Annotated in this window: 22 protein-coding genes; 9 read left to right on the top strand and 13 right to left on the bottom strand. The window is 61.5% G+C overall.

The annotated features are described in order from the left end of the window. Nucleotides 1-6: 6 nt before the first annotated feature. Genes NPS29_RS22705 through NPS29_RS22690 form a run of 4 tightly spaced genes read left to right on the top strand, consistent with a single transcriptional unit; the run spans nt 7 to nt 3,552 of the window. The gene (locus NPS29_RS22705) at nt 7-1,176 is read left to right on the top strand and encodes an ABC transporter permease (protein ID WP_274135267.1); all 1,170 of its coding nucleotides are present in this window, start codon (nt 7-9) and stop codon (nt 1,174-1,176) included. An 11-nt stretch (nt 1,177-1,187) separates the two neighbouring features. After that, a complete protein-coding gene (locus NPS29_RS22700) occupies nt 1,188-1,979 on the top strand; it encodes an ABC transporter ATP-binding protein (protein WP_400784121.1) in 792 nt (263 codons plus the stop codon). Continuing rightward, the gene (locus NPS29_RS22695) at nt 1,979-2,917 is read left to right on the top strand and encodes an MlaD family protein (protein ID WP_274135304.1); all 939 of its coding nucleotides are present in this window, start codon (nt 1,979-1,981) and stop codon (nt 2,915-2,917) included. Before NPS29_RS22700 ends, NPS29_RS22695 begins: the two co-directional genes overlap by 1 nt. Then, entirely contained in the window at nt 2,914-3,552 is a 639-nt protein-coding gene (locus NPS29_RS22690; protein WP_274135265.1) for an ABC-type transport auxiliary lipoprotein family protein, read from the top strand. The genes NPS29_RS22695 and NPS29_RS22690 overlap by 4 nt, the downstream gene beginning before the upstream one ends. On the opposite strand, the gene NPS29_RS22685 is transcribed toward NPS29_RS22690, so the two are convergent. The 6 genes from NPS29_RS22685 to NPS29_RS22660 form a co-directional block, all read right to left on the bottom strand. Then, nucleotides 3,525-4,763, bottom strand: coding sequence for a nucleoside recognition domain-containing protein (locus NPS29_RS22685; protein WP_274135264.1), 1,239 nt, complete (start codon nt 4,761-4,763; stop codon nt 3,525-3,527). The two genes, NPS29_RS22690 and NPS29_RS22685, sit on opposite strands and share 28 nt — an antisense overlap. Nucleotides 4,764-5,000: 237 nt before the next feature. Then, complete coding sequence (gltP, locus tag NPS29_RS22680) at nt 5,001-6,332, bottom strand: glutamate/aspartate:proton symporter GltP (RefSeq protein ID WP_274135263.1); 1,332 nt, start codon at nt 6,330-6,332, stop codon at nt 5,001-5,003. 668 nt (nt 6,333-7,000) lie between these two features. Continuing rightward, the gene (locus NPS29_RS22675) at nt 7,001-7,468 is read right to left on the bottom strand and encodes an inhibitor of vertebrate lysozyme family protein (protein WP_274135261.1); all 468 of its coding nucleotides are present in this window, start codon (nt 7,466-7,468) and stop codon (nt 7,001-7,003) included. 2 nt (nt 7,469-7,470) lie between these two features. Then, the gene (locus tag NPS29_RS22670) at nt 7,471-7,635 is read right to left on the bottom strand and encodes a DUF1328 domain-containing protein (RefSeq protein ID WP_025257796.1); all 165 of its coding nucleotides are present in this window, start codon (nt 7,633-7,635) and stop codon (nt 7,471-7,473) included. Between the two features lie 88 nt (nt 7,636-7,723). Then, complete coding sequence (locus NPS29_RS22665) at nt 7,724-8,008, bottom strand: hypothetical protein (protein WP_274135258.1); 285 nt, start codon at nt 8,006-8,008, stop codon at nt 7,724-7,726. Between the two features lie 351 nt (nt 8,009-8,359). Further along, on the bottom strand, nt 8,360-9,214 hold the full coding sequence (locus NPS29_RS22660) for a BON domain-containing protein (RefSeq protein WP_274135256.1): 855 nt from the start codon (nt 9,212-9,214) through the stop codon (nt 8,360-8,362). A gap of 252 nt (nt 9,215-9,466) precedes the next feature. Between NPS29_RS22660 and algB the strand changes: the two genes are divergently transcribed. Both algB and NPS29_RS22650 read left to right on the top strand, forming a co-directional pair. Next, a complete protein-coding gene (algB, locus tag NPS29_RS22655; protein WP_274135255.1) occupies nt 9,467-10,813 on the top strand; it encodes a sigma-54-dependent response regulator transcription factor AlgB in 1,347 nt (448 codons plus the stop codon). Between the two features lie 10 nt (nt 10,814-10,823). Next, a complete protein-coding gene (locus NPS29_RS22650) occupies nt 10,824-12,611 on the top strand; it encodes a KinB sensor domain-containing domain (RefSeq protein WP_274135254.1) in 1,788 nt (595 codons plus the stop codon). 103 nt (nt 12,612-12,714) lie between these two features. Here the strand turns inward: NPS29_RS22650 and NPS29_RS22645 are convergent, their stop codons facing one another. From NPS29_RS22645 to NPS29_RS22620, 6 genes are all read right to left on the bottom strand, one after another. After that, nucleotides 12,715-14,334 (bottom strand): EAL domain-containing protein, encoded by a 1,620-nt coding sequence (locus NPS29_RS22645; protein ID WP_274135252.1) that lies wholly within the window; start codon nt 14,332-14,334, stop codon nt 12,715-12,717. Nucleotides 14,335-14,415: 81 nt separating this feature from the next. Then, a complete protein-coding gene (locus tag NPS29_RS22640) occupies nt 14,416-15,192 on the bottom strand; it encodes an N-acetylmuramoyl-L-alanine amidase (RefSeq protein ID WP_274135250.1) in 777 nt (258 codons plus the stop codon). A gap of 102 nt (nt 15,193-15,294) precedes the next feature. Next, complete coding sequence (locus NPS29_RS22635; RefSeq protein ID WP_274135248.1) at nt 15,295-17,379, bottom strand: GGDEF domain-containing protein; 2,085 nt, start codon at nt 17,377-17,379, stop codon at nt 15,295-15,297. Then, a complete protein-coding gene (locus NPS29_RS22630) occupies nt 17,376-18,254 on the bottom strand; it encodes an endonuclease/exonuclease/phosphatase family protein (protein ID WP_274135302.1) in 879 nt (292 codons plus the stop codon). The genes NPS29_RS22635 and NPS29_RS22630 overlap by 4 nt, the downstream gene beginning before the upstream one ends. A gap of 9 nt (nt 18,255-18,263) precedes the next feature. Beyond that, the gene (locus NPS29_RS22625; protein WP_274135246.1) at nt 18,264-18,899 is read right to left on the bottom strand and encodes a thiol:disulfide interchange protein DsbA/DsbL; all 636 of its coding nucleotides are present in this window, start codon (nt 18,897-18,899) and stop codon (nt 18,264-18,266) included. Between the two features lie 202 nt (nt 18,900-19,101). Next, nucleotides 19,102-19,719 carry a c-type cytochrome gene (locus tag NPS29_RS22620; protein ID WP_274135245.1) on the bottom strand — a complete coding sequence of 206 codons (618 nt, stop codon included), beginning with the start codon at nt 19,717-19,719 and terminating at the stop codon, nt 19,102-19,104. A gap of 176 nt (nt 19,720-19,895) precedes the next feature. On the opposite strand from NPS29_RS22620, the gene yihA reads away from it, so the two are divergent. Further along, nucleotides 19,896-20,531, top strand: a complete 636-nt coding sequence (gene yihA / locus NPS29_RS22615) for a ribosome biogenesis GTP-binding protein YihA/YsxC (protein WP_093466666.1) — start codon at nt 19,896-19,898, stop codon at nt 20,529-20,531. A 369-nt stretch (nt 20,532-20,900) separates the two neighbouring features. Here yihA and polA read toward each other — a convergent pair whose 3' ends face one another. Continuing rightward, nucleotides 20,901-23,666, bottom strand: coding sequence for a DNA polymerase I (polA, locus tag NPS29_RS22610; protein WP_274135244.1), 2,766 nt, complete (start codon nt 23,664-23,666; stop codon nt 20,901-20,903). Nucleotides 23,667-23,738: 72 nt separating this feature from the next. Here polA and NPS29_RS22605 point away from each other — a divergent pair, with 72 nt between their 5' ends. Further along, complete coding sequence (locus tag NPS29_RS22605; protein WP_274135243.1) at nt 23,739-24,029, top strand: DUF2782 domain-containing protein; 291 nt, start codon at nt 23,739-23,741, stop codon at nt 24,027-24,029. A 33-nt stretch (nt 24,030-24,062) separates the two neighbouring features. After that, nucleotides 24,063-25,013 (top strand): homoserine kinase, encoded by a 951-nt coding sequence (locus NPS29_RS22600; RefSeq protein ID WP_274135242.1) that lies wholly within the window; start codon nt 24,063-24,065, stop codon nt 25,011-25,013. Nucleotides 25,014-25,095 lie beyond the last annotated feature (82 nt).

The raw sequence follows: 25,095 nt of genomic DNA, 5'->3' as shown, positions 1-25,095 counted from the left end.
GTCGCTATGACCTCAATCACCCACCTTGCTGTCAACACGCCGAAGGTCACGGGAACCGTCTCGCTGGACACTTCGGCCCAGCCTGCACAGCTCTGGATCGCCGGAGACTGGACGCTTGCCCATTACCACCAGCTCAAGCGCCAGACCGACGCCCTGAATGCAGGCTTCAGCGCCGATACCCAGGTGGACATGAGCGGCCTGGGTGCGCTGGACACCGCCGGGGCGTCGTTGCTGGTCGAATTGCTCGGGGTCCAACGGCTGCGGCTGCTGGCCGTTCAGGCGCCCAACCTGCCCGAATCCAGCCGTGCCCTGATGCAGACGATCCAGAGCGCCCTGTGCGACTACTGCCAGCCGCAGAAAGACCCGGAAGTCGCGGTCGGCACCCAGCTGCTGGCGCGCATCGGCTCGGCGGTGGAGGTGATCTGGAAAGACACCCTGCAATTGCTCGGCTTCGTCGGGCTGATCCTGCAAACCTTCGTCACCACCCTGTTTCGCCCCAAACGCTGGCGCACCACCTCGGTCATCGCCCACATCGAGCAGATCGGCCTGGACGCCGCGCCTATCGTTGCGCTGCTGACGTTCATGGTCGGCGCCGTGGTGGCGTTTCTCGGCGCCACGGTGCTCAAGGCATTTGGCGCGACGATCTTCACGGTCGACCTGATCGGCTTCTCGTTCCTGCGCGAATTTGCCGTGCTGCTGACCGCGATCCTGCTGGCCGGCCGCACCGCCAGCGCCTTCACCGCGCAGATCGGCTCGATGAAGGCCAACGAAGAACTCGATGCCTTACAAACCCTGGGGCTCAGTCCTACAGAGATGCTGGTGCTGCCTCGCGTGCTGGCACTGCTGATCTCACTGCCGATGCTGACGTTTCTGGCGATGATCTGCGGCATCGTCGGTGGCGGCGTGGTCTGCGCCTTGTCGCTGGGGATTTCCCCGGCCATGTTTCTCTCGCTGATGCAGGCCGACATAGGCGTTCAGCATTTTCTGGTGGGCATCGTCAAAGCGCCGATCTTCGCCTTTTTCATCGCCGCCATTGGTTGTCTGGAAGGCTTCAAGGTGGAAGGCAGTGCCGAATCCGTGGGCGCTCATACGACATCGAGCGTGGTGCAGTCGATTTTCGTGGTCATCGTGCTGGACGCACTGGCCGCGATGTTTTTCATGGAGCTTGGCTGGTGACCCGACGTTGTGTGCAACCCAGTGAAGCGGTGATTCAAGTGCGCGGCCTGTGCAATCGCTTCGGCCCGCAGGTGGTCCATGAAAACCTTGATCTGGACCTGTATCGCGGGGAAATCCTCGCAGTGGTCGGTGGCTCGGGCAGCGGTAAATCCGTGTTGCTGCGCAGCATCGTCGGCCTGCAGCGGCCGGCGGAAGGCAACGTGCGGGTGTTGGGACAGGATCTGCTGAACCTGCCGGACAAGGCCCGCTCCCAGGTCGAGCGACGTTTCGGCGTGCTGTTTCAGAAAGGCGCGCTGTTCTCGTCGCTGACCATCACCGAAAACGTCGCCCTGCCGCTGATCGAGCACGCGGGATTGAGCCGCGAAGAAGCCGAGCACCTGGCCGGGATCAAGATGGCGCTTTCGGGCCTGCCGCTGTCAGCCGCCCACAAATATCCGGCTTCGCTCTCTGGCGGCATGATCAAGCGTGCTGCCCTGGCCCGGGCGCTGGCGCTGGACCCGGACATCCTGTTTCTCGACGAGCCCACGGCGGGTCTGGACCCCATCGGCGCCGGCGCTTTCGACCAGTTGATCCTGACCCTGCGCGACGCCCTGGGTCTGAGCGTGTTCATGGTCACCCACGACCTGGACACCCTCTACACCATCACTGACCGCGTCGCGGTGCTGGCTCAAAAGCGCGTACTGGTGGCCGATAGCATCGACAAGGTTGCGGCGACCAACGACGCCTGGATTCACGAATACTTCCATGGCCCGCGCGGCCGTTCGGCCTATGCAGCGGCCACCCACCCACACGAGGTCTCATGATGGAAACCCGCGCCCATCACATTCTGATAGGCCTGTTCACGGTGATCGTGGTGGTCGCCGCACTGCTGTTCGGGCTGTGGCTGGCCAAGTCCAGCGTCGACACGGCATTCAAGGATTACCAGGTGGTGTTCAACGAAGCCGTGACTGGCCTGTCCCGTGGCAGCCCCGTGCAGTACAGCGGCATCAAGGTCGGTGACGTGGTGCAACTGCGCCTGGACCCTCAGGACCCGCGCCGCGTGCTGGCACAGATCCGCGTGACCGGCGAAACCCCGATCAAGCGCGATACCTTCGCCAAGCTGGCGTTGAACGGCATTACCGGGACCTCGATCATCCAGCTCAGCGGCGGCACGCCACAGAGCGAACAGCTCAAGGGCGAGGACGGCAACCTGCCGGTCATCATCGCTTCGCCCTCGCCGATCTCGCGCCTGCTCAACGACAGCAACGACCTGATAACCGGGGTCAACGTGTTCCTGCATAACGCCAACGAGTTGCTGTCGTCGAAAAATGTCGAGGCACTGAGCAACACCCTGGAGCATCTGGAAAAGACCACGTCGGTGATCGCCGACGAGCGCGACGACATCCGCCAGACCCTCAAGCAGCTGCTGGCATTGAGCAAGCAGGCGAGCACCACGCTGGACCAGACGTCCACCGCCATGCGCAACGCGAACCTGCTGTTCACGGTCGATGGCAAGCAGGCGATTGCAACCGGTCAGGCCGCCATGCTGTCGCTGCAACAGAGCACCGACACCATCAACCAACTGATCAAGGCCAACAAGGGTTCGGTGGATGGCGGATTGCAGGGGCTTGGCGAACTGGGCCCGGCGATTCGCGAACTGCGTGAAACCCTCAATTCACTCAAAACCATCTCTCGCAGCCTCAACGCCAACCCCAGCGGCTACCTGCTCGGTAGCGACAAGAACAAGGAGTTCGAGCCATGAGGCTTGCCGGTATTCCCTTCACTCGACTGTTGCTGGTGAGCGCGCTGGTGTCACTGGGGGCTTGTTCGATCCTGCCTAAACAGGAGCCCTCCGACGTCTATCGCCTGCCCACGGCCCAGACCAGCAGCAAAGCCGCAGCGCCGACGCCCTGGTCGCTGCGGGTGGCCAAGCCGAAATCCAGCGAAACCCTGGACAGCCCACGCATCGCGGTGATCCCTCAGGGCGATGTCATCAGCAGCTACAAGGGCGCACGCTGGGGCGATCCGGCGCCGGTGCTGTTGCGTAACCGCCTGACTGACGCCTTTTACCGCGATGGCCGGGTGCAGTCGATCAGCACCGATGACAGCAACCTGCAGGCCGACTTCGAACTGGGTGGGGAATTGCAGGCGTTCCAGAGCGAGTACCGCGGCCAGGCCATCGAGGTGGTGATTCGCCTGGACGCGCGCCTGGCCGACGATCACCAGCGCATCGTCGCCAGCCACCGTTTCGAAGTGCGTCAGCCGGTAGCCGACAAACAGGTATCAGCGGTGGTGGCAGGCTTCGGGCAGGCCAGCGACACGCTGACCGCCCAGGTGTTGCAGTGGACGCTGGAGCAGGGCCAGCGGCGTTACACGGCCGACGCGAAGAACCAGTAGCAGACGAAGATCGCCGCCACCACGCCCGCCAGCTCCGCCAGCAGCGCGCAGCCCACGGCGTGACGTGCGCGCTGGATGCCGACCGCGCCGAAGTACACCGCCAGCACATAGAAGGTGGTTTCGGTGCTGCCCTGAATCGTCGCGGCCACCAGCGCGGGAAAGCTGTCCACGCCTTGGGTCTTCATGGTTTCGATCAACATGGCCCTGGCGGCACTGCCCGAGAACGGCTTGACCAGCGCGGTGGGCAGGGCATCGACGAAACGGGTGTCCAGACCCATCCACTGAATGCCGTGGCGGATGCCTTCAAGCAGTAGATCCAGCGCCCCCGACGCCCGCAGCACACCGACGGCGCAGAGCATCGCCACCAGATACGGCAGCAGGTTCTTGGCCACGTCGAAGCCTTCCTTGGCGCCTTCGACGAAGGTTTCGTACACCTTGACCTTGCGCAGCGCGCCCACCACCAGAAAGATCATGATGATGCCGAACAGCGTCACGTTGCCCAGTACCGACGACAGGCTCGCCAGTGCGGTCGCCGACAGCCCGGCCAGGATCGCCATGAAGCCGCCCAACAGCAGCGCGCCGGGAATCAGATAGGCCAGCACCACCGGGTCCCACAGGCGCAGGCGCTGCATGAACGCTACCGAGAGCAGGCCCACCAGGGTCGAGGCGCTGGTGGCCAGCAGGATCGGCAGGAACACCATGGTCGGGTCCACGGCGCCTTGCTGGGCGCGGTACATGAAGATGGTCACCGGCAGCAGCGTCAGCGACGAGGCGTTGAGCACCAGAAACAGAATCTGCGCGTTGCTGGCCACGGTCTGGCTGGGGTTGAGCTCTTGCAGCGAACGCATGGCCTTCAGGCCAATGGGCGTGGCGGCGTTGTCCAGGCCCAGGGCATTGGCGGCGAAGTTCAGGGTGATGAGGCCCAGTGCAGGGTGTCCGCGAGGCACTTCGGGCATCAGGCGATGGAACAGCGGGGCAAGGATCTTGCCGAGCCAGTCGACGATCCCGGCCTTCTCGGCGATGTTGAGAAAGCCCAGCCACAGGGTCAGGGTGCCGAACAGCAGGACCATGACCTCGACCGACAGCTTGGCCATGGCGAAGATGCTCTCGACCATCGCGGCAAAGATGCCGGCGTTGCCACCAATCAGCCATTGAGCCAGTGCGGAAACCGCCGCCACCACGAAAAAGCCAAGCCACAGGCCATTGAGCATCAGTAAATCCCCTCGCTAGATGCGGGAATGATAGCGGCGGGGGCGCAAACAACAAACCCTCAGGCTGTATCCAGTCCTGTAGGAGTGAGCTTGCTCGCGATTGTGGTGTGTCTGTGACTCATCTGGGGGCTGACACACAGCAATCGCGAGCAAGCTCACTCCTACAGGGAACAGGTTCTTTCCCGAGAAAACAACAAACCCCGGACAGGCCGGGGTTTGTGTTCAACGCGGGAGCGGTCAGTCGGTGGTCGACTGGCCAACCGGCATCGATTGCTTGCTGCGCAGGTTCGGCAGCGAGTTCCAGTAGCGCTCGCCCTTGGCGTCGTCGTACATGCCTTCCCAACGTGCGATGACCAGCACCGCCAGCGCGTTGCCGATCACGTTCAGCGCGGTGCGCGCCATGTCCATGATGCGGTCGACACCGGCGATGAACGCCAGGCCTTCCAGCGGAATGCCAACGCTGCCCAGGGTCGCCAGCAGTACCACGAAGGACACGCCCGGTACGCCGGCGATACCTTTAGAGGTGACCATCAAGGTCAGCACCAGCATGATCTGGGTGCCGACGGACAAGTCGATGCCGTACAGCTGGGCAATGAACAATGCCGCGATGCTCTGATACAGGGTCGAACCGTCGAGGTTGAACGAATAGCCGGTCGGGACCACGAAGCTGCTGATAGCCTTCGGCGCGCCGTAGGCTTCCATCTTTTCGATCACGCGCGGCAGCACGGTTTCGGAGCTTGCGGTGGAGTAGGCCAGCACCAGCTCATCCTTGAAGATGCGCATCAGCTTGATGACCGAGAAGCCGAACAGGCGGGCGATCAGGCCCAGCACCACGAAGGCGAAGAACGCGATGGCCACGTAAACCAGGATCACCAGTTTGGCCAGCGGCAGCAGGGAGGCGAAACCGAAGTTGGCGACGGTCACGGCGATCAGCGCGAATACCCCGATCGGCGCGTAGTTCATGATCATGTGAGTGACCTTGAACATGGTTTCCGAAACGCCCTGGAACACCTTCACCAGCGGCTCGCGCACTTCGGCGTTGAGGCTGGACAGACCCAGGCCGAAGAACACCGAGAAGAAGATGATCGGCAGCATGTCGCCACGGGCAACGGCGGCGAAGATGTTCGACGGGATCAGGTTGAGGATGGTCGCGATCAAGGCGTGATCGTGCTGCACTTCAGCCGTGGTTTTCTCGTATTGCGAGATGTCCACGGTGCCCAGCGTGCTCATGTCGATGCCGGTGCCCGGGTGAAACACGTTGGCCAGCAGCAGGCCGACAACAATGGCAATGGTGGTGACAATTTCGAAGTAGATGATCGTCTTCAGGCCAATGCGGCCCAGTTTCTTCGCATCACCGACGCCCGCGATACCCACCACCAGGGAGGAAATCACGATCGGGATCACGATCATCTTGATCAGACGGATGAAGATATCGCCGGCGGGCTGCAAGATGTTGCTGATCCACCACGCCTTTTCAGCGCTGAAGTGGTTGAGCAGCGCTCCGAGCGAGATACCCAGGACCAGACCGATGAGGATCTGCCAGGCGAGGCTCAGTTTTGCCTTCTTCATTTCAATAACCTTTGTTGTAGTTGGCGAGAACAGCTTCCATCGACGCTTTGGAGCCGCTCTTGTGAAGCGACTGGGTGGCGCGAATGCCCTTGAAACTGTTCAGAGAAGGTCACCGCAATTGAGCATCCAAGCTCTCGGCAAGCGGAAAAAAGGCGCAACTATTCCCACGCAAGAGGCCATCGTCTAATGCCGTAAATGACTACCTCATGCCGAATCGGCATGAGGAAAATCAAATACTTAGCAAAAAACGCCCTGAAACGGAGCATAGGACCTGTACAGGAATCTGCTGAGAAGTGGCTAAAACGTCGCCTGTAGCGCGATGAGATGCGTGAAGAGGCAAGCAAGTGACAAATTGGTCATGGGTGGCCAATCCGCAAGAAAGGGGATGATATTTCTCGATATACGGTCGCAGGGAGGGAAAAAACGGAGGGGAAGATCGATTGCGCGTCGCAAGTCCATGATCGGATCGCCTCGCGAGCGGCTCTGACAATGGACTTGCTTGGCGGCTTCCTGACCCGGCCCACGAATGGGAGCACTCCCTGTGCACCTGAGACGCTGCGACCACTCCCTTGGTCAGAACGTCCCGACCCCTTGGTCACGCGCAGACCCTCCTCGGGTTGCGCGGCTGTCGGGAAGACCAAATGCAGTTGTGTCTTCCGTCATTCGAATCAGTACCAGTTTGGATCTCTCTTGAGCTGCTCCTTCAAAAGGCCCTGCATGCCTTCATCGGGCTTGCCAAGGAAACGGTAATCGGCGTGGCGAGTTGGCGACTTGTCTGCCGGCAAACCTGCCGGGACCTCGACCAACATGGCGTAGGCATGGGACTTATCCATGCTGAAAGCCACGATCAGACGCTTGTTGATACAAGTGTCCTGGGTTTCGCAAAGCGGCCCTACCAGATACTTGTCACCATCTTCCGTTACGGCGTTCATTTGATCCGACGTACCGGACAGGTTGATCACCCAGTCCGGCAGGCGTTCTTCCTTCTTCACTACACCTGACCAGGTCTGGCGGTACGCAGGGTCCGAGCTCAGCAGCTCGTTGACCCGGGTCTGCCCGTCATTGGCCGCCATGGCCATGGCGCTGGCGCTTGCGAGAAGCGCCAGAGTCAATGCATGGAAATGCTTGCCAGCCATGGTCAGCCTCGTCCGCGACGACCGAAGAAGAACGACACGACGAACATCACCAGGAACACAATAAAGAGAATCTTGGCGATACCCGTTGCAGTGCCTGCGATACCACCGAAGCCCAGAACCGCTGCGACGATGGCGATGATCAGAAATGTGATTGCCCAGCTCAACATGGTGATTCTCCTTACTGTTTTTAATTTCTAGCTGCACCGAGGTGTCAAATACGACCCTGGGTGAAGGTCACGTCTTTGAACACGAAGCTCAGAAGACCCAACTCTGTTGACGAGGCGACTCATCGTTGACGGCCGCCGCGTCTTCAACCGATTGCAGGCTCAGGGCCACATCCCGTGCTGTCAGGGCGCTGGCCTTGGCGAAGGGCGCGCTGTGAATGTAGACAGGCTGGATCTGAGCGGTGTCTTGATGCTGGTTCCAGTGAGCGAACTGCTGAACGACGATCAGCGTGACCATCAACGCCAGGCTGGCAAACAGACCCTGCTGCAAGTGCAGAGGAGAAATGCGCAGTTGGGCGAGGCGTTGAGTGTTCATTCGGTTGGCTCCAGGTGATCTTGTTGTCCGACGGTGCAGACTTGTTACCTGAAGTATTGCAGCGGTTGTGCCAGCTTTTTGAACGCCATAAAAACGTTATAAATCAACAAGTTAAATATTTTTGAGGGACGACTCTTACAAGCAGGCTGCACGATTGAACATTTGGCATCGTGCGCAATGCACGACCGGGATCGAGCGGAACTGCATGGCGGCAGGTGACGCCGCCTGTAGGAGCGCGCTTGGTCTGGGCCGCATTCGGACGACGGCGGTGTATCTGAAAAACATATTGGTCTGACACACCGCTGGTCGTCCGAATGCGGCCCAGACCAAGCGCGCTCCTACAAGGGTTGATCAGCCGGCGCTACGTGCCACCACCCGCAACGTGTCGGCATCCACGCCCTTGACCCCTCTGATATTGCGGGCGATCTCCACCGCCAGTTCCTTCTCGGCATAATTGGCCACCACGCCATCGAGGCTGACCACCCCGTCCTTGGTCTGCACCTTGATGTTCAGTCCGTCGAGTGTGCGGCTATAGATAAGGCTGGATTTCACCTTGCTGGTGATCCATGTATCACTGAGCTCTTCCTTCACGCTGTTGGCAGCGGCCTCGTTCTGCTCCTTGATGGCCTGGGTGTCACGGGCGCTCACGCTGATAAGGTTGTTCACCTCGGTCACCCCGTCGGTGTTGCTCGCAAGGCTACCGGCAAGCTGCTTGGCGTCGGCGTCCTTGGCCTGGCCTTTGAGCGTCACCACGCCCTGATTGGCGCTGACCTCGATGTTCAGCCCCTCGGTCACGCTGTTCCACAGCAGCTTGGACTTGATGGTCGCGGTCAGCGTCGCGTCATCGAAACGCTGGGCCATGTTGGCCTTGGTGCCGGGTTCGGAGGCAACCTGCGGGTCGATCTCCAGCAAGTTCTCGACCTTATTGATGCCCTGGACGTCGCTGGCGATCTGCGTGGCCAGATCCTTGTCCACCTGATTCTCCACCTTGCCCTTGAGCGTGGCGGTGCCCTGCTCGACCTGCACGCTGATGTTGAAGGGGCTCAGGTGCCGGTTCAGGGCAAACGCAGTCCAGATCGACCCTTCCTGACGCGCTTGCTGCAACTGTGTAGGCAGATCGCCCTGGGCCGCCTGGGCAACGACAGGGGTCATTCCCAACAGGCTGGCGGTGGTGATGGCAAGGGCGATCTTCTTCAGCGGGTGCATGGCAAATCTCCAGACATTTCCAAAAAGGTACTCATGGAAAGACTTTGCATTCGCCCAGATGTTCTGTCCGGCTTTCCTGTCACGCCCTGTATTGCGAGGCCTGACGGGTGTCAGGTGCGACAAATCATGGTGTTCTCGGTTTTTTCGGCAGATCGCTACCATGCCGCGCACGGAATCAATCAGAATGAACCATGCAACTTGCCCGATCTTTCCGGGACTAACCAAGACAATTCATTTAGGAGCGTAGGAAAAATGGAAGAAGCCACTGAGAATCAGGGCCGTATTCTGCTAGTGGATGATGAATCCGCCATCCTTCGCACCTTCCGCTATTGCCTGGAAGATGAGGGTTACAGCGTTGCCACCGCCAACAGCGCAGCCCAGGCTGAAGCCTTGTTGCAGCGGCAGGTGTTCGACGTGTGTTTTCTGGATCTGCGTCTTGGGGAAGACGACGGTCTGGTGGTTTTGGCGCAGATGCGCATTCAGGCGCCGTGGATGCGCGTGGTGATAGTCACCGCGCATTCGGCGGTAGACACTGCCGTGGACGCCATTCAGGCTGGCGCGGCCGATTACCTGGTCAAGCCTTGCAGCCCTGACCAGTTGCGCCTGGCAACCGCCAAGCAACTGGAGGTCCGCCAGCTTTCGGCACGCCTGGAAGCGCTGGAAGGGGAAGTGCGCAAACCCAAGGACGGCCTGGATTCCCACAGCCCGTCGATGATGGCGATCCTTGAAACCGCGCGCCAGGTGGCGGGCACCGACGCCAACATTCTGATTCTCGGCGAGTCCGGCACCGGTAAGGGTGAACTGGCCCGCGCGATCCACGGCTGGAGCAAGCGCGCGAAAAAGGCCTGCGTCACCATCAACTGCCCGTCGCTGACGGCGGAGTTGATGGAGAGCGAGCTGTTCGGTCACAGCCGTGGCGCGTTTACCGGTGCCAGCGAAAGCACGCTCGGCCGGGTCAATCAGGCAGACGGCGGTACATTGTTCCTCGATGAGATCGGCGATTTCCCACTGACCCTGCAGCCGAAACTGCTGCGCTTCATTCAGGACAAGGAATACGAGCGCGTTGGTGACCCGGTGACACGCCGCGCCGATGTGCGCATCCTGGCGGCGACCAACCTCAACCTGGAAGACATGGTCCGCGAAGGGCGCTTCCGCGAGGACCTGCTGTACCGCCTGAACGTGATTACCCTGCACCTGCCGCCCCTGCGCGAGCGCAGCGAAGACATCCTGACCCTGGCGGACCGGTTCCTGGCGCGCTTCGTCAAGGATTACGGACGCCCGGCCCGTGGCTTCAGCGAGGAGGCGCGCAGCGCACTGCTCAATTACCGCTGGCCAGGCAACATCCGCGAGCTGCGTAACGTCATCGAACGGGCGAGCATTATCTGTCCGCAGGAGAAAGTCGAAATCAGCCACCTGGGCATGGGCGACCTGCCGACCAACAACGCACCACGGGTTGGCGCGGCGTTGAGCCTGGACGAACTGGAGAAAGCCCACATCGGCGCGGTGCTGGCGACCAGCGACACCCTCGATCAGGCGGCACGCACCCTGGGCATCGACGCCTCGACGCTGTACCGCAAACGCAAGCAGTACAACTTGTGACGGATCGCTCATGAAGTTCGCGATGACACTGCGCACGCGGCTGTTCCTCAGCATCTCGGCGCTCATCACCGTCGCCTTGCTGGGGTTGATTCTGGGACTGGTCAGCGTCATGCAGATGGCCAAGTCCCAGGAATCGCTCATCCATCACAACTTCATCACCCTGGATATCGGCCTCAAGCTGCGTCAGAACCTGGGCGATCAACTGGTCATCCTGCTCAAGGACACCACCGACCGCACGGCCTTGCAGAAGGATCAGCAAGACTTTCAGGAACTGCTCGGCCAAGGCATCGATCACGACCTGCAAACCGCCACCCACAGCGGATTCGAGAAAGCTCGCCAGGATTTCGAGCTGTTCCTGGCTGCGCTCAAGCAAACCAGCGATCCGGCCAACGCGATCAGCGACGACCCGGCGGTGACCAACACCTTCAACGCGGTGCGCAACGATCTGGTCGAGGCTCATCGCCAGGCGCTGGATAACATCAGCGAAGCTGAAAAGGCATCGAGGATAAAGGCGCTGTGGGTCGCTGGCCTGCTGGGCCTGGTCGGCCTGGCGGTTCTGGCCATCGGCTTTATCACCGCCCACGGCATCGCCCGGCGTTTCGGGGCGCCGATCGAAGCGCTGGCCAAGGCCGCGGACCATATCGGGCAGGGCAACTTTGACGTGACCCTGCCAATCTCCTCGGCCTCGGAGATGAACCAACTGACGCGACGCTTTGGCATCATGGCCGAGGCGCTGCGCCAGCATCAGGTCACCAATGTCGATGAACTGCTGGCAGGCCAGCAACGGTTGCAAGCGGTGCTGGACAGCATCGACGACGGCTTGCTGATGATCGACCGCCAGGGGCGCCTTGAGCACTTGAACCCCGTAGCCCAACGGCAACTGGGCTGGGAGGAGAGCAAGCTGGGGCAGGGGCTGGGCGAGGCGCTTGCGCGACCGGAGATGGACCAGCAACTGTCGCTGGTGCTGCGCGGCGGCTCCCTTGAACGTGCGCCGGAAGACCTTTCCATCGAGATAGACGGCGAAACCCGGCTGCTGACCTACAGCATGACCCCGGTGAGCCACACTGAAGGCCATATCCTCGGGGCCGTGATGGTGCTGCACGATGTCACCGAGCAACGGGCTTTCGAGCGCGTGCGCAGTGAGTTCGTCTTGCGTGCCTCCCACGAACTGCGCACGCCGGTCACCGGCATGCACATGGCCTTCGGGCTGTTGCAGGAGCGCGTGAAGTTCGCGCCGGATTCCCGGGAGACGGACCTGTTCAAGACCGTCAACGAGGAAATGCAGCGGCTGATGCAGCTGATCAACGATCTGCTGAATTTCTCCCGCTACCAGAACGGGCTGCAAAAGCTTGCGCTCGAGCCGTGTGACGTCAGCGAACTGCTGAACGCGGCCCGTCAACGCTTCGCCGAATCGGCCCATGAACAGGACGTGATGGTGCTGCTGGAAATGCAGGAGCCGCTGCCACGCCTGCAAGCCGACAAGGCCCAGCTGGATCGCGTGCTGGACAACCTGCTGGATAACGCCCTGCGTCACACACCGCAGTCAGGCCTGATCCGCCTGCAAGCGCGGCGTCATGGCGAGCGCCTGATTATCAGCGTCGACGACAACGGCGAAGGTATCCCGTACGGTCAGCAGGCGCGGATCTTCGAGCCCTTCGTACAGGTGGGCCGCAAGAAAGGCGGGGCGGGGCTGGGCCTGGCGCTGTGCAAGGAAATCGTGCAGTTGCACGGCGGACGCATGGGTGTGTATTCACGGCCGGGGCAGGGTACGCAGTTCTACATGGCGTTGCCGTTGTAGAAGCCGGCCCGCAGGGCGTAGCAGCATGGCTTGCCAGCGGGGCGATCTTGGGAAGGTCCCCGCCGGCAAGCCGTGCTGCTACGGGGCTGTCGTGCGCATCCGTCTACGCCACATCATCAGCCCGGCGTCCGGCATTGCGCCGTCCGCCGGTGACAAGCTCGGTGAATTTGGCGGCGGTCAGTGGCCTTGCGAACAGCCAGCCCTGGCCGTAGATCACCCCTTCGCTCTTGAGCAGCAAAGCCTGGGATTCGAACTCGATGCCTTCTGCAATGACCCGCAGTTCCAGGGCGTGAGCCATGCGAATGATGTGCGGCGCCACCCCGCTGCTGGCGGCATCGTGGCCCAGGGCGTCGATGAAGGCCTTGTCGATCTTCAGGCAATCCACCGGCAGGGTCTGCAGATAGGCGAGGCTGCAATACCCGGTGCCAAAGTCATCGATCAGCACCTGATGCCCGCGATCGCGCAGGGCCTGCAAGTGATTGCGGGCGACCACCACGTCAACCAGGCCACGCTCGGTGACCTCGAAGGCAATCTGCCGGGGTGCCACACGGTGCAGCGCCAGCAGCTTGGCCGTCACCCGGCCTATGCGCGGCGCCATCACATCGCACGCCGCCAGGTTCACCGAAACGTACAGGTGCGGGTTGGCGCGCAGTAACTGGCCCAGTTGCTCCAGCAACTGTTGCAGGACGAAATCGGTGATCTGACGGATCTGCCCGGTGTTTTCCGCAAGCGGTATGAACAGGTCCGGGCTGGTCAGGGTGCCATCGGGTCGTCGCCAGCGCACCAGGGCCTCAGCCCCCACGCACAGCCGGGTGTTGAGGTCGAAAATGGGTTGATACAGCACCTTCAGCTCGCCACGACGCAGCGCCCCGTGCAGCTCGCCACCCAGCGAAAGCCGCTGCCTGACCAACTGCAATACCAGGATCCCGATGCAGAGCGACACCAGCATGCTTGCCGGCACCAGCAGCCACCAGGCACCGGTAACCTTCTCCTGCAGGCCACTGCGCGGCGTAATCAGCACCAGTTGGTAGTCCGGGTTCTGCGTCGGCATCCGGTACACCAGTTTGTCCTGGGTGGTGCTCAGGGTGTCCGTGGACGTCGGGGACCAGTCAGGCGTCGGCGGCCAGGTCTGCGCGGGGCCCAGCACCGGAACGGCCTTGGTGCCTTGATCGAGCACCACCACCAGGCTGCCGCCGGGGGGCAAGTCCACAACATCGGTCAGGTGCCCGCGAGAGGTCGATACGCGAAATTCCCCGCGCCCCAGCATCAGGGAAGCGAGGTTGTCGTCAGGTTGGGTGGACGTGTTCAGCCAGTAGTCGTAGGTCGGCCCGCGGATGTCCGGCGCCCGGGGCTTGCCGATCATGCTCTGGCGGGTCCAGCTGGAGCAGAACTGGGTGTCGTCGACGTAGGCCACTTCATAGATGAAGCGATAGCGCGAGTTCACCTGGCGCAACTGCTCGATCATCGCCGGCCCGCAGCCGCGCAAGGGCTGCGCTTCAAGCTGATCGAGGCCGGCCCGCAACTGTCCGAACAACTGGTCCAGACGCACCAGAAAGCGCTCGCCCTGGGCGTTCATCTGGGCACTTTCTTCCTGACGCGCCTGATGCATCGCCAGCCCGAAACTGCCCGCCAACAAGACAGCAGCACTCAGCAACGCGGCCAGCAATGCCAGGAGCGAAGGGCGATAAAGAGCTGAGCGCAGCTGCGTTGACGCCGTGAACATCGGCTGATATCCAGATGAATACCAATGAGGTATAGCAACAAGCGCGCAAATAGCCCGTCAGAAACCGACGTTACGGGTAATTTAATGCTTCAGGTTCAGCACTTGAAGAATAGCTGCACTTTGCAGATCAGCTTCGCCGTCGAATTTCTGCGGCCGATAGTGCATCTGGAACGCTGCCAGCACATGACGGCTGGCGATGTCCCATTCGCCCGTCTGTGGCGTCGGGTAACCCAGCAAAGCCAGTTGTTGCTGGAACCAGGCGGCGCTCGGGACCACGCCCATCATCTGCGCCTGACGCTGCGCAACCTGTGCCTCATCCGGCCAGATCCCCAGCCCTTCTTCGGCCAGACGCTTCCACGGGAACAGCGGTCCCGGATCGAGCTTGCGCAGTGGCGCGATGTCGCTGTGACCAATCACGTGGCGAGGCTCGATGTGGTGGCGCTTGACGATGTCCTTGAGCAGTACGATCAGCGCCTGGATCTGCGCCTCGCTGTAGGGATACCAGAGCCGGCCGGCAGGCGTGTCGCGGTAACCCGGATTGACGATCTCGATGCCAATGCTGCTGGAGTTGAGCCAGGTGCGGCCGTCCCACTCGCTTTCGCCGGCGTGCCAGGCGCGCTGGGTTTCATCCACCAGCTTGTAGGTCGTGGCCGGGCCGTCGCCGATCAGGTAATGCGCACTGACCTCGCCGTGGGTCAGCAGCTCCAGCGAACGGTCAAGCGACGCCGAGGTGTAATGCACCACCACGAACTGCACGCGGCTGTCGAAGTTGACGGAAGGATGGCTGGTGTCCAGCCTGGGACCGCTCGAACAGGCGGTGAGCAACAGGAGCAGGCAGAACGCGGCGAAAGACTTCATAAAAAGGCACAACACATGGGCAGATAATGCAACAGTGTAACGTAATGCCGACCCGCCGCCCAAGATTGCGCGTCGGCATCTGCCAACCGATGTTGTGGGAACTCAGCCTTTTTCGATGCGATTTCGCCCTTCGTTCTTGGCTTTGTACAACGCCTGATCCGCGCGCTTGAGCACCACGTCGCTGCGCTCGCCGGGCCGGAAGAGGGTGACGCCCATGGACACGGTGATCGTGACCGGCTCCCCCTTGAAGTGGAACGGGCATTGTTCGATGGCCTCGCGCAGGCGCTCAAGCAGTGCCAGGCCTTCTGCCATCTGGGTATGGGGCAACAGGACCACGAATTCTTCACCCCCGAAACGGGCAATGAAGTCTTCAGTGCGAAGGCGTTTTGCCCACTGGCTGGCGACGATCTTCAGCACCTTGTCCCCGGCCAGGTGGCCGTAGCCGTCGTTTATGCGCTTGAAGTGATCCAGGTCGAGAATGCCCAGCAGCAGGCTGGATTTGTGCTTGTCCAGTTGCTCGATCTCGTGATCCAGCCGCTCGTTCCACGCCGCCCGGTTGGGCAGCCCGGTCAGGGTGTCGATCAAGGCTTTTTGCCGCTGTTCTTCGAGGTTCGCCCGGAAACCCAAGGCTTCCTGTTCCATGGTCGCCACGCGCCCGGCCAGGGATTGAAGCCGCGAGGCCACTTCCTGCTCGCGCTCGTCGCGCTCCTTCTGGTGCTCGTCCATGGCGCCGAGCAAGCCTTCGAGCCGGCGTTCCAGCACACTCTTGAGGCTGGTGAGGTCCGACGCTTCCTGCACGCTGCTCTGCAACCCGCCTACGTGTTCACGCAGCTGGTCGGTCATGTCCCGGGATGCGGATTGCTGGCCTGCGTGATCCTCGGTGGCCGCCTGCAAGTTGCTCTGGAAGGAGGCCAGCCGCTCGTTCAACTGCTTGAGATAGCGCTCGAACTCGTGCTGTTCGCTGTTGGTGATCGCCAGCATCAGCACCGCAAGATCGTCGAGAATCGGCAGCAGTTCGTACCAGTTCAGCCCATGTTCCAATCGTTCACGCATGGCTTGCGCTTGCGGACGGTGGTGTTCGGGCAGGGTCAGGTCGTTGAGCAGGCCCAGCAGTGTCTGTTCGATGTGTACCGCGACCGAGCTGTAGCTGGGCTCGGGGGATGACGGCAGCGCGAAGGGGCCGTCTTCTTCGATCTCGGCTTCGTCGACTACAGCTTCTTCAACGTCTTCAACGTCTTCGACGTCTGCATTCTCGGCCTCTGCGGGCTCCTCGCTCGCTGGCGGGGCTTCATTGTCCTGATCGTCTATCGCAGCTTCGGCCTGTTCGATGGCCTGCTCTTCGCTGATCGACGCGGGCTCATCGGTGGCTTCGACGGGCGCAGTCTCGGCAAGTGTCTCATCCGAATCCGGAGGCGCCGCGTCGTCAATCACAGCAGGCTCGGCAGTGGCGGCCTCAACTTCTTGAGGGGGCGCGGGCTCAGGCGCCTCGACCTGAGGCGATTCAGCCAGCACTGTCTCAGGCTCCGACGACCTGGGCTCGGCGACTGGAGCGGGTGATTCAGGCGCGTGCGCAGGTTGCGCAGCCGCAGGCGCCTCCACAGCCGGGGCGACGAGTGCCGCAACTGGGGTTTCGGCGGGGGCCGGCTCTGCCCCGTCCGAAGCATCCCGGCTACCAAACAGCCGCTGCAGGAATCCTGGCCGCGCCACTTCCTCCGGATGCTCAAGCTGAGAAAACGCCTGGCCCTGCAGGCCGCTCAGCTCGCTGAGCAGCAGCGGCAGCTCACGGGCCTGGGTGACGCGATCTTCCAGGTTCTTGGCGAAGCGCTTGAGGGGTTTGGCGACTTCCCGGGGCAGGGGCAGGCTTTGCAGTTGTGTCACCAGCGAGGTCAGGGCCGTGGCCATCTGCTCGACACGCTGTTCGCGACGCTGCTCGGAATCGAGTACGGCTTTTTCAAGGCGCGGAATCAGCGCGGCCAGGCCTGCGTCCATGTCGTCCTTGCGCACGACTTCGCGCATTTCTTTCATGCACTGGTCTACCGCCTTGTCGGCACCTTCCGCCGCAAGGCTGCTGCGCACCAAGCCGCGACGCAACAGGTCGAGGCGGGCATTCCAGCGCTTTTCGAGCTTGTCTTGCTGCTCGATGCTCTTGAGGTATTTTTCTTTCCAGCGTTCAGCTTCGTCGCTCATTCCGAGGATCCGCGAGGAGATGGGCTTGTTATCGGCAGGGAGTCCCCAATTAATGAGGCCGGCAAGCGAATCTCCACCGCGACGGGCAGATGATCGGAGATGGGCTGAGCCAGTACCTGCACTTTCTCAAGTGTCAGGGTCGGGCTCAAGAGGATGTGGTCCAGGCAGCGCTGCGGGCGCCAACTGGGGAAGGTGGCTTCGATCTGTGGCGCCAACAGGCCCAGGTCGCGCAGGGGCGAGGTTTCCAGCAGGTCGGCGGCATGGGTGTTCATGTCGCCCATCAGCACCTGGTGCCGATAACCGCCGATAAGCTCGCGAATGTAGGCCAACTGACGAGTACGGGTGCGTGCACCCAGCGCCAGGTGCATGACCACCACCACCAGCGCGTCTTCGCCTTCGCCGAAGCGAACCAGGATCGCGCCGCGCCCGGCAGGGCCTGGCAAGGGATGGTCTTCGATGTCATGGGGGCGCAAGCGGCTCAGCACGCCATTGCTGTGCTGGGCGAAGCGCCCCAGGTTGCGATTGAGCTGTTGATGCCAGTACGGGAATGACCCGAGCTGGGCCAGGTGCTCGACCTGATTGACGTAGCCTGATCGCAGGCTGCCGCCATCGGCTTCCTGCAGGGCGACCAGATCGTAGTCGGCAAGCAGGTTGCCGATCTTCTGCAGATTTCCGGCACGACCATTGTGGGGCAGCAGGTGCTGCCAGCCACGGGTCAGGTAGTGCCGGTAGCGCTCGGTACTGATGCCCACCTGAATGTTGAAGCTGAGCAGACGCAGCCGGCCATCGGACGGCAATCCGGTCTGCTCCAGGTGACGCTCGTTGACCTTCGCCGAATGCCGGGCAACGGCGCGTTCAGTACCCCAGCGCGTGATCACGGGCGCTTACTTGGCTGCTGCACGTTCTTTGGCGATCAGCTGATCGGCCACGTCCAGCGTCTGCTCCGGACCACCGGCCGAGGCCAGGTCGAAACGGTACTTGCCGTTGACGATCATGGTCGGAACGCCGGAAATCTCGTACTTCTTGGCCAGTTCCTTGTACTGGGCGATCTTGCCCTTCACAGCGAACGAGTTGAAGGTTTCCAGGAACTTGGTCTTGTCGACGCCCTGGGTGGCGACGAATTCGGCCATGTCATTAGGGTCGGTCAGACGCTTGCCGCCTTTCTGGATGGCGTCGAATACGGCGGTGTGGACTTTCTTCTCTACACCCATGGTGTCCAGGGTGATGAACAGCTGGCCGTGGGCATCCCATGGGCCGCCGAACATGGCAGGGATGCGCACGAAGTGCACGTCGGCCGGCAGTTTTTCAATCCATGGATTGATGGTTGGCTCGAAGGCGTAGCAGTGCGGGCAGCCGTACCAGAACATCTCGACGACTTCGATCTTGCCTGGTTCGGAAACAGGGACGGCGCTGCTCAGCTGGACATATTGCTTGCCCGCTTCGATAGGCTCTGCAGCTTGAGCGGTCAGACCGAACAGGCTGGTGAACACCAGAGCGGCGCTGAGAATCAGATTACGCATGCTTAACTCCTGGGCATGAAAGGCCACCTCGATACCGGCAGTTGGACCGGAGGAGGTGATACGAGTTCGCAAGTGTAACGCCTGCGCGCACAAAAAAGGGCAGCCGTTCGCTACCCTTTTTAGCCCGCCTGCACGGGAATCGTGAAGAAGTGTGAAACCGCGCCAAAAGCCTCTAGATCAGGGGCTTCGCGTTAATCCGGCGTTAATGCAGACCCTGTATATAGGCCGACAGCGCGTCGATATCCTTGTTGCTGAGCTTGGACGCAATGGTGCGCATGACCATGGTGTCGCCATCGTTGGTGCGCTCCCCTTCGCGGAACGCCGTGAGCTGTTTCTTCACATAGTCGGCGTGCTGCCCGCCCAGGTGCGGAAAGCCTGCGGCAGCGTTGCCGGCGCCATTGGGCGAATGGCAGCCCGTGCAGGCCGGCATGCCCTGATCCAGCTTGCCGCCCCGGAATAAAGCCTCGCCCCTGGCGACAAGGTTTGCATCGGCGGCGCCGACACTGCCGCGCTGGCTGGCGAAATAGGCCGCGATGTCGGCCAGGTCCTGGTCGCTCAGGTTATTGAGCAGGCCGGTCATCTCCAGCACCACACGCTTGCCGTCCTTGATCTCGTGCAGCTGCTTGAGCAGGTAACGCTGGCCTTGCCCTGCCAGTTTCGGAAAATTGGGCGCCATACTGTTGCCGTCCGGCCCGTGGCAGGCACCGCACACAGCGGTTTTCGGCTGGCCAGCGGCGGGATCGCCCACCGGGATGTCAGCAGCTTGCGCGGCGCCAGAAATACCCAGGGTCAACAGCAGACTCACCAGTAGTTTGTTCATCGGCTAATCCAATGGATTTTATTGTTGGTGTAAGGTTAGCCCGACTTGCGCGAACTTCTATCCTGCTGACGCACAAAGCACACACAAAATCTGCGGCATTATATACTTGCGCCCATCAAACGGAAAAAGACACCCCGCTGGCGCCAAACCGCGCCAACGCCCTCACCGGATATCCCATGCAACTCAAGAACCCGATCCTCGGTTTGTGCCAACAAGCCAAGTTCATGCTCAGCGCCGCCAAAGTCGATCAGTGCCCCGATGACGAAGGCTTCGAAGTCGCCTTCGCCGGGCGTTCCAATGCCGGTAAATCCAGCGCGCTGAACACCCTGACCCACGCAAGCCTGGCGCGTACCTCGAAAACCCCGGGCCGCACCCAGCTGCTGAACTTCTTCAGTCTGGACGACGATCGCCGTCTGGTCGACTTGCCAGGCTACGGCTACGCGAAAGTGCCAATCCCGCTCAAGCAGCACTGGCAGCGTCACCTTGAGGCGTACCTGGGCAGCCGGGAGAGCCTGAAGGGGCTGATTCTGATGATGGACATTCGCCATCCGATGACCGACTTCGACCTGCTGATGCTCGACTGGGCCATCGCCAGCGGCATGCCGATGCACATCCTGCTGACCAAAGCCGACAAACTGACCTTCGGCGCGGCCAAGAACACGCTGCTCAAGGTCCAGTCCGAAATTCGCAAAGGTTGGGGCGACACCGTCACCATCCAGCTGTTCTCGGCACCCAAGCGCATGGGCCTGGAAGAGGCCTACACCGTGCTGGCCGACTGGATGGAGCTGGAAGACAAAGCGCCTGCGGCCTGAATCGCAGGCAAAAAAAACCCCGGACTTCATATGGGGAGGGGAAGTTCGGGGTCCAAGTCCAGACCGCTCGGGAGTGGTCCGGATATCTGCCAACACTTAACACAACATAGGAGCATGAGCGGCTACGTCAGCCACTCGCAAGCTCTGACCGGGTAATGTTCGCGGAAGTTCAAAATCCGCGGAAATTTAATGTTGGCAAGGTCGCAATTGATCACCTGTGGGAGCGGGCTTGCCCGCGAATACTCAGGCACTGCCCCAAAATCTTCCGCGCCTGACCCGACCTCTTCGTGGGCAAGCCCACTCCCACAGATGATGCGCAAGACTCCTAGCATGTGGTCCACCCACAAAAGCCGTGCGAACAACAAACGATTAGTGCGCCTCATCCCAGTTATTGCCCACGCCCACTTCCACCAGCAGCGGCACGTCCAGTTCGGCGGCGCCGCTCATGTGCACGCGGATTTCCTGGCTGATCTGCTCGACCAGGTCCTCACGCACTTCCAGCACCAGTTCGTCGTGCACTTGCAGGATCACGCGGGCGTCGAGCCCTGAAGCATCCAGCCAGCTGTTCACCGCGACCATCGCACGCTTGATGATGTCAGCCGCCGTGCCTTGCATCGGCGCGTTGATCGCCATGCGTTCGGCGCCTTTGCGCAGGGCCTGGTTCTTGGCATTGATGTCCGGCAGGTACAGGCGACGGCCGAAGATGGTTTCAACGAAACCCTGCTCGGCGGCCTGGGCGCGGGTGCGTTCCATGTATTGCAGCACGCCGGGGTAGCGGGCGAAGTAGGTGTCGACGTAGGCCTGCGACTGCTTGCGATCAACGCCGATCTGTTTGGCCAGGCCAAACGCGCTCATGCCGTAGATCAGGCCGAAGTTGATGGCTTTGGCGCTGCGGCGCATGTCGCCAGTAACGTTTTCCAGTTCAACGCCGAAGACTTCGGCGGCGGTCGCACGGTGCACATCCAGGTCGTTGCGGAAAGCGTGCAGCAGGCCTTCGTCCTTGGCCAGATGGGCCATGATCCGCAACTCGATCTGCGAGTAGTCCGCCGCCAGCAGCTTGTAGCCCGCAGGCGCGACGAACGCCTGGCGAATCCGGCGGCCCTCGGAGGTGCGGATCGGGATGTTCTGCAGGTTCGGGTCGCTGGACGACAGGCGCCCGGTCACGGCGACGGCCTGATGGTAGGAGGTGTGAATCCGCCCGGTGCGCGGGTTGATCTGCTCCGGCAGGCGGTCGGTGTAGGTGCTTTTCAGCTTGCTCATCGAGCGGTACTGCATCAGCACCTTGGGCAGCGGAAACTCCTGCTCGGCCAGTTCCGCCAGTACCGCTTCAGCCGTGGAAGGCTGGCCGGTTGCGGTCTTGCTGATGATCGGCATGCCGAGTTTTTCGTAGAGAATCACCCCCAGCTGCTTGGGCGAGCCCAGATTGAACTCCTCACCGGCGATGGCAAACGCCTCGCGCTCAAGCTCGGTCATCTTGTTGCCCAGCTCGACGCTCTGGATGCCCAGCAGCTTGGCATCGACCAGCGCGCCCTGGCGCTCGATACGCGCCAGTACCGGCATCAGCGGCATTTCGATGTCATTGAGCACCGGTGCCAGTCTTGGGGTTTTCCCGAGTTTTTCCTGCAGGATTTCGTGCAGGCGCAGGGTCAGATCGACCTCTTCGGCGGCGTAGGTGCCGGCCTGTTCGAGGGCGATCTGATCGAAAGTCAGTTGCTTGGCGCCCTTGCCAGCGATGTCCTGGAAGTTTACCGGTGTGTGATCCAGATACTTGGCGACCAGGCTGTCACGGTCGTGGCGGGTGGCCGTGGAGTCCAGTACATAGGACTCGAGCATGGTGTCGAACTTCACGCCCTGCACGCTGATGCCCTGGGCGTGGTCGCCATCGATGGCACAGTTGGCCAGCAGGTTGATCGCGAACTTGGCGTGCTGACCGACCTTGATCTTGCTCGCGTCTTCGAGCATCGGCTTGACCGACTTGAGCACCGCGTCGCGATCCAGTTGCTGCGGCACGCCCATGTAGGAGTGGGTCAGCGGGATGTAGCAGGCTTCGTGGGTCTTGATCGCGAATGACAGGCCAACGATCTGCGCGCGCTGGGCGTCGGTGCCATTGCTTTGCACCACAAAGGCGAACAGCTTGGCGGCCTCAAGCTTCTTCAGCCAGGCGTCGAACTGGGTCTGCTCCAGGATCAGCTCGTACTTGGCCTCGATGACTGGCGCTGCCTCCTGCACCGGCGCGATCTCGGCGCCTTCCTGTTTGGCTTCGCGTTGCAGGTCGGTGATCCAGCTCTTGAATTCAAGCTCGGTGTACAGGGCCAGCAAGGCTTCCCGATCAGGCTCGCCGCAATGCAGGGCGTCCAGCTCGATGTCCAGCGGCACATCGACCTTGATGGTCGCCAGCTTATAGGACAGGAACGCCATTTCCTTGTGCTCTTCGAGCTTGGCAGGCAGGGTCTTGGCCCCGCGAATGGCCAGGGTCGGGACCTTGTCGAGGTTCTCGTACAGTTCCTTCAAGCCACCATTGATACCCAGCAGCAAGCCCGCGGCGGTTTTTTCGCCCACGCCTGGAACGCCGGGGATATTGTCGACTTTGTCGCCCATCAGCGCGAGATAGTCGATGATGTGCTCAGGACCGACACCGAATTTCTCTTTCACGCCGGCCACGTCCATCACGCTACCGGTCATGGTGTTGACCAGCGTAATGTGCCCGTCGACCAGTTGGGCCATGTCCTTGTCGCCCGTGGAGATGATCACCGGGCGATCGGCTGCGGCACTGCTGCGCGCCAGGGTGCCGATCACGTCGTCGGCCTCGACGCCTTCGACGCACAGCAGCGGATAACCCAGGCCTTTCACGCAGTTGTGCAGGAAGTCGATCTGCACCCGCATGTCATCGGGCATGCTGGGACGATTGGCCTTGTACTCGGCAAACATTTCATCACGGAACGTGCCGCCTTTGGCGTCGAAAACGACGGCAAACGGGCTATCCGGATACTGTTTGCGCAGGCTCTTGAGCATGTTCAGCACGCCCTTGACCGCACCGGTGGGCAGGCCTTTGGACGTGGTGAGCGGCGGCAGCGCGTGGAAAGCGCGATACAGGTAAGAAGAACCGTCCACCAGGACGAGGGGCGCAAGACTCATGCAGGATCAACCTTTTCGGCGGGGTCGGCGCTAGAATGCGAGGACCGTTGACGACAAAGGAGCAAGGTTATCATGCGCACGCTAAATCGCCTGTTGCTGGTCAGTTTGATGGTTGCTTGCCCACTGATGGCACTGGCTGCCGAAGACGAGGCGCCGTCCGCCGAACCTGACGTCACGATCCGCAAGGACGGTGACAATTTCGTGCAGGAATACAAGGCGAACGGCTTCGTTTATGCGGTCAAAATCACGCCAAAATACGGAAAGCCGTATTATCTGGTGCGGGCTGACGGCACCAGCGGGCAATTCATTCGGGCTGATCAGCCGGACATGCTGATCCCCCAATGGGTATTATTCAGCTGGTAGGCCTTACATTCACCTTTTGCTGGCAGTGTTCATATGTCCGTTTTTACTCCCCTGGCTCGGCCCGAGCTGGAAGTTTTTCTCGCCCCGTACGGGCTTGGCCAACTGCGTGATTTTCAGGGCATTGCCGCCGGAAGTGAAAACACCAACTTCTTCATCAGCATGGAGCAGGGCGAGTACGTCCTGACGTTGGTCGAGCGCGGCCCCGTGCAGGAAATGCCGTTCTTCATCGAACTGCTGGACGTCCTGCACGATGCCGACCTGCCAGTGCCCTACGCCTTGCGCACCACCGACGGCCAGGCGCTGCGCGAGCTCAAGGGCAAGCCTGCGCTGCTGCAACCGCGGCTGTCGGGCAAGCACCCGACCGAGCCCAACACCCAGCACTGCATGCAGATCGGCGAGCTGCTGGCGCACATGCACCTGGCAACCCGCGACAACCCCATCGAGCGCAAGACCGACCGGGGCCTGGACTGGATGCTGGAAGAAGGCCGCAATTTCATTTCGCACCTGGGTGAAACCGAAGGTGCGCTGCTGAAGAAATCGGTGGACGAAATCGAGCGTGAACAGGCCAGGATCATGGCCTTGCCTCGGGCCAACGTGCACGCCGACCTGTTCCGCGACAACACGCTGTTCGAAGGCACGCACCTGACCGGCGTGATCGACTTCTACAACGCCTGCTCCGCGCCGATGCTGTATGACGTGGCCATCGCGGTGAATGACTGGTGTTCGTTCGAAGACGGCGCCATCGACGCGCCCCGGGCCCGTGCACTGCTGGGCGCCTATGCAGCCCTACGTCCGTTCACTGCAACCGAAGCACAGTTGTGGGCAACGATGCTGCGCGTGGGTTGCGTAAGGTTCTGGCTGTCGCGCCTGATCGCCGCAGAAAGCTTTGCCGGCCAGGACGTGCTGATCCACGACCCTGCAGAATTCGGCAAGCGCCTGGAACAGCGCCAGGATGTGCACATTCCTTTGCCATTTGCGTTGTAACGGATTCCCCAGATGACACCGATCACGTAGCAGCACGGCTTGCCGGCGGGAGCGATCTCAAGGACGCCCCCGCCGGCAAGCC

It is taken from the genome of Pseudomonas putida (assembly GCF_028682175.1).
GTDB lineage: Bacteria > Pseudomonadota > Gammaproteobacteria > Pseudomonadales > Pseudomonadaceae > Aquipseudomonas > Aquipseudomonas putida_AD.
This window is presented reverse-complemented; position numbering and strand designations above follow the sequence as displayed.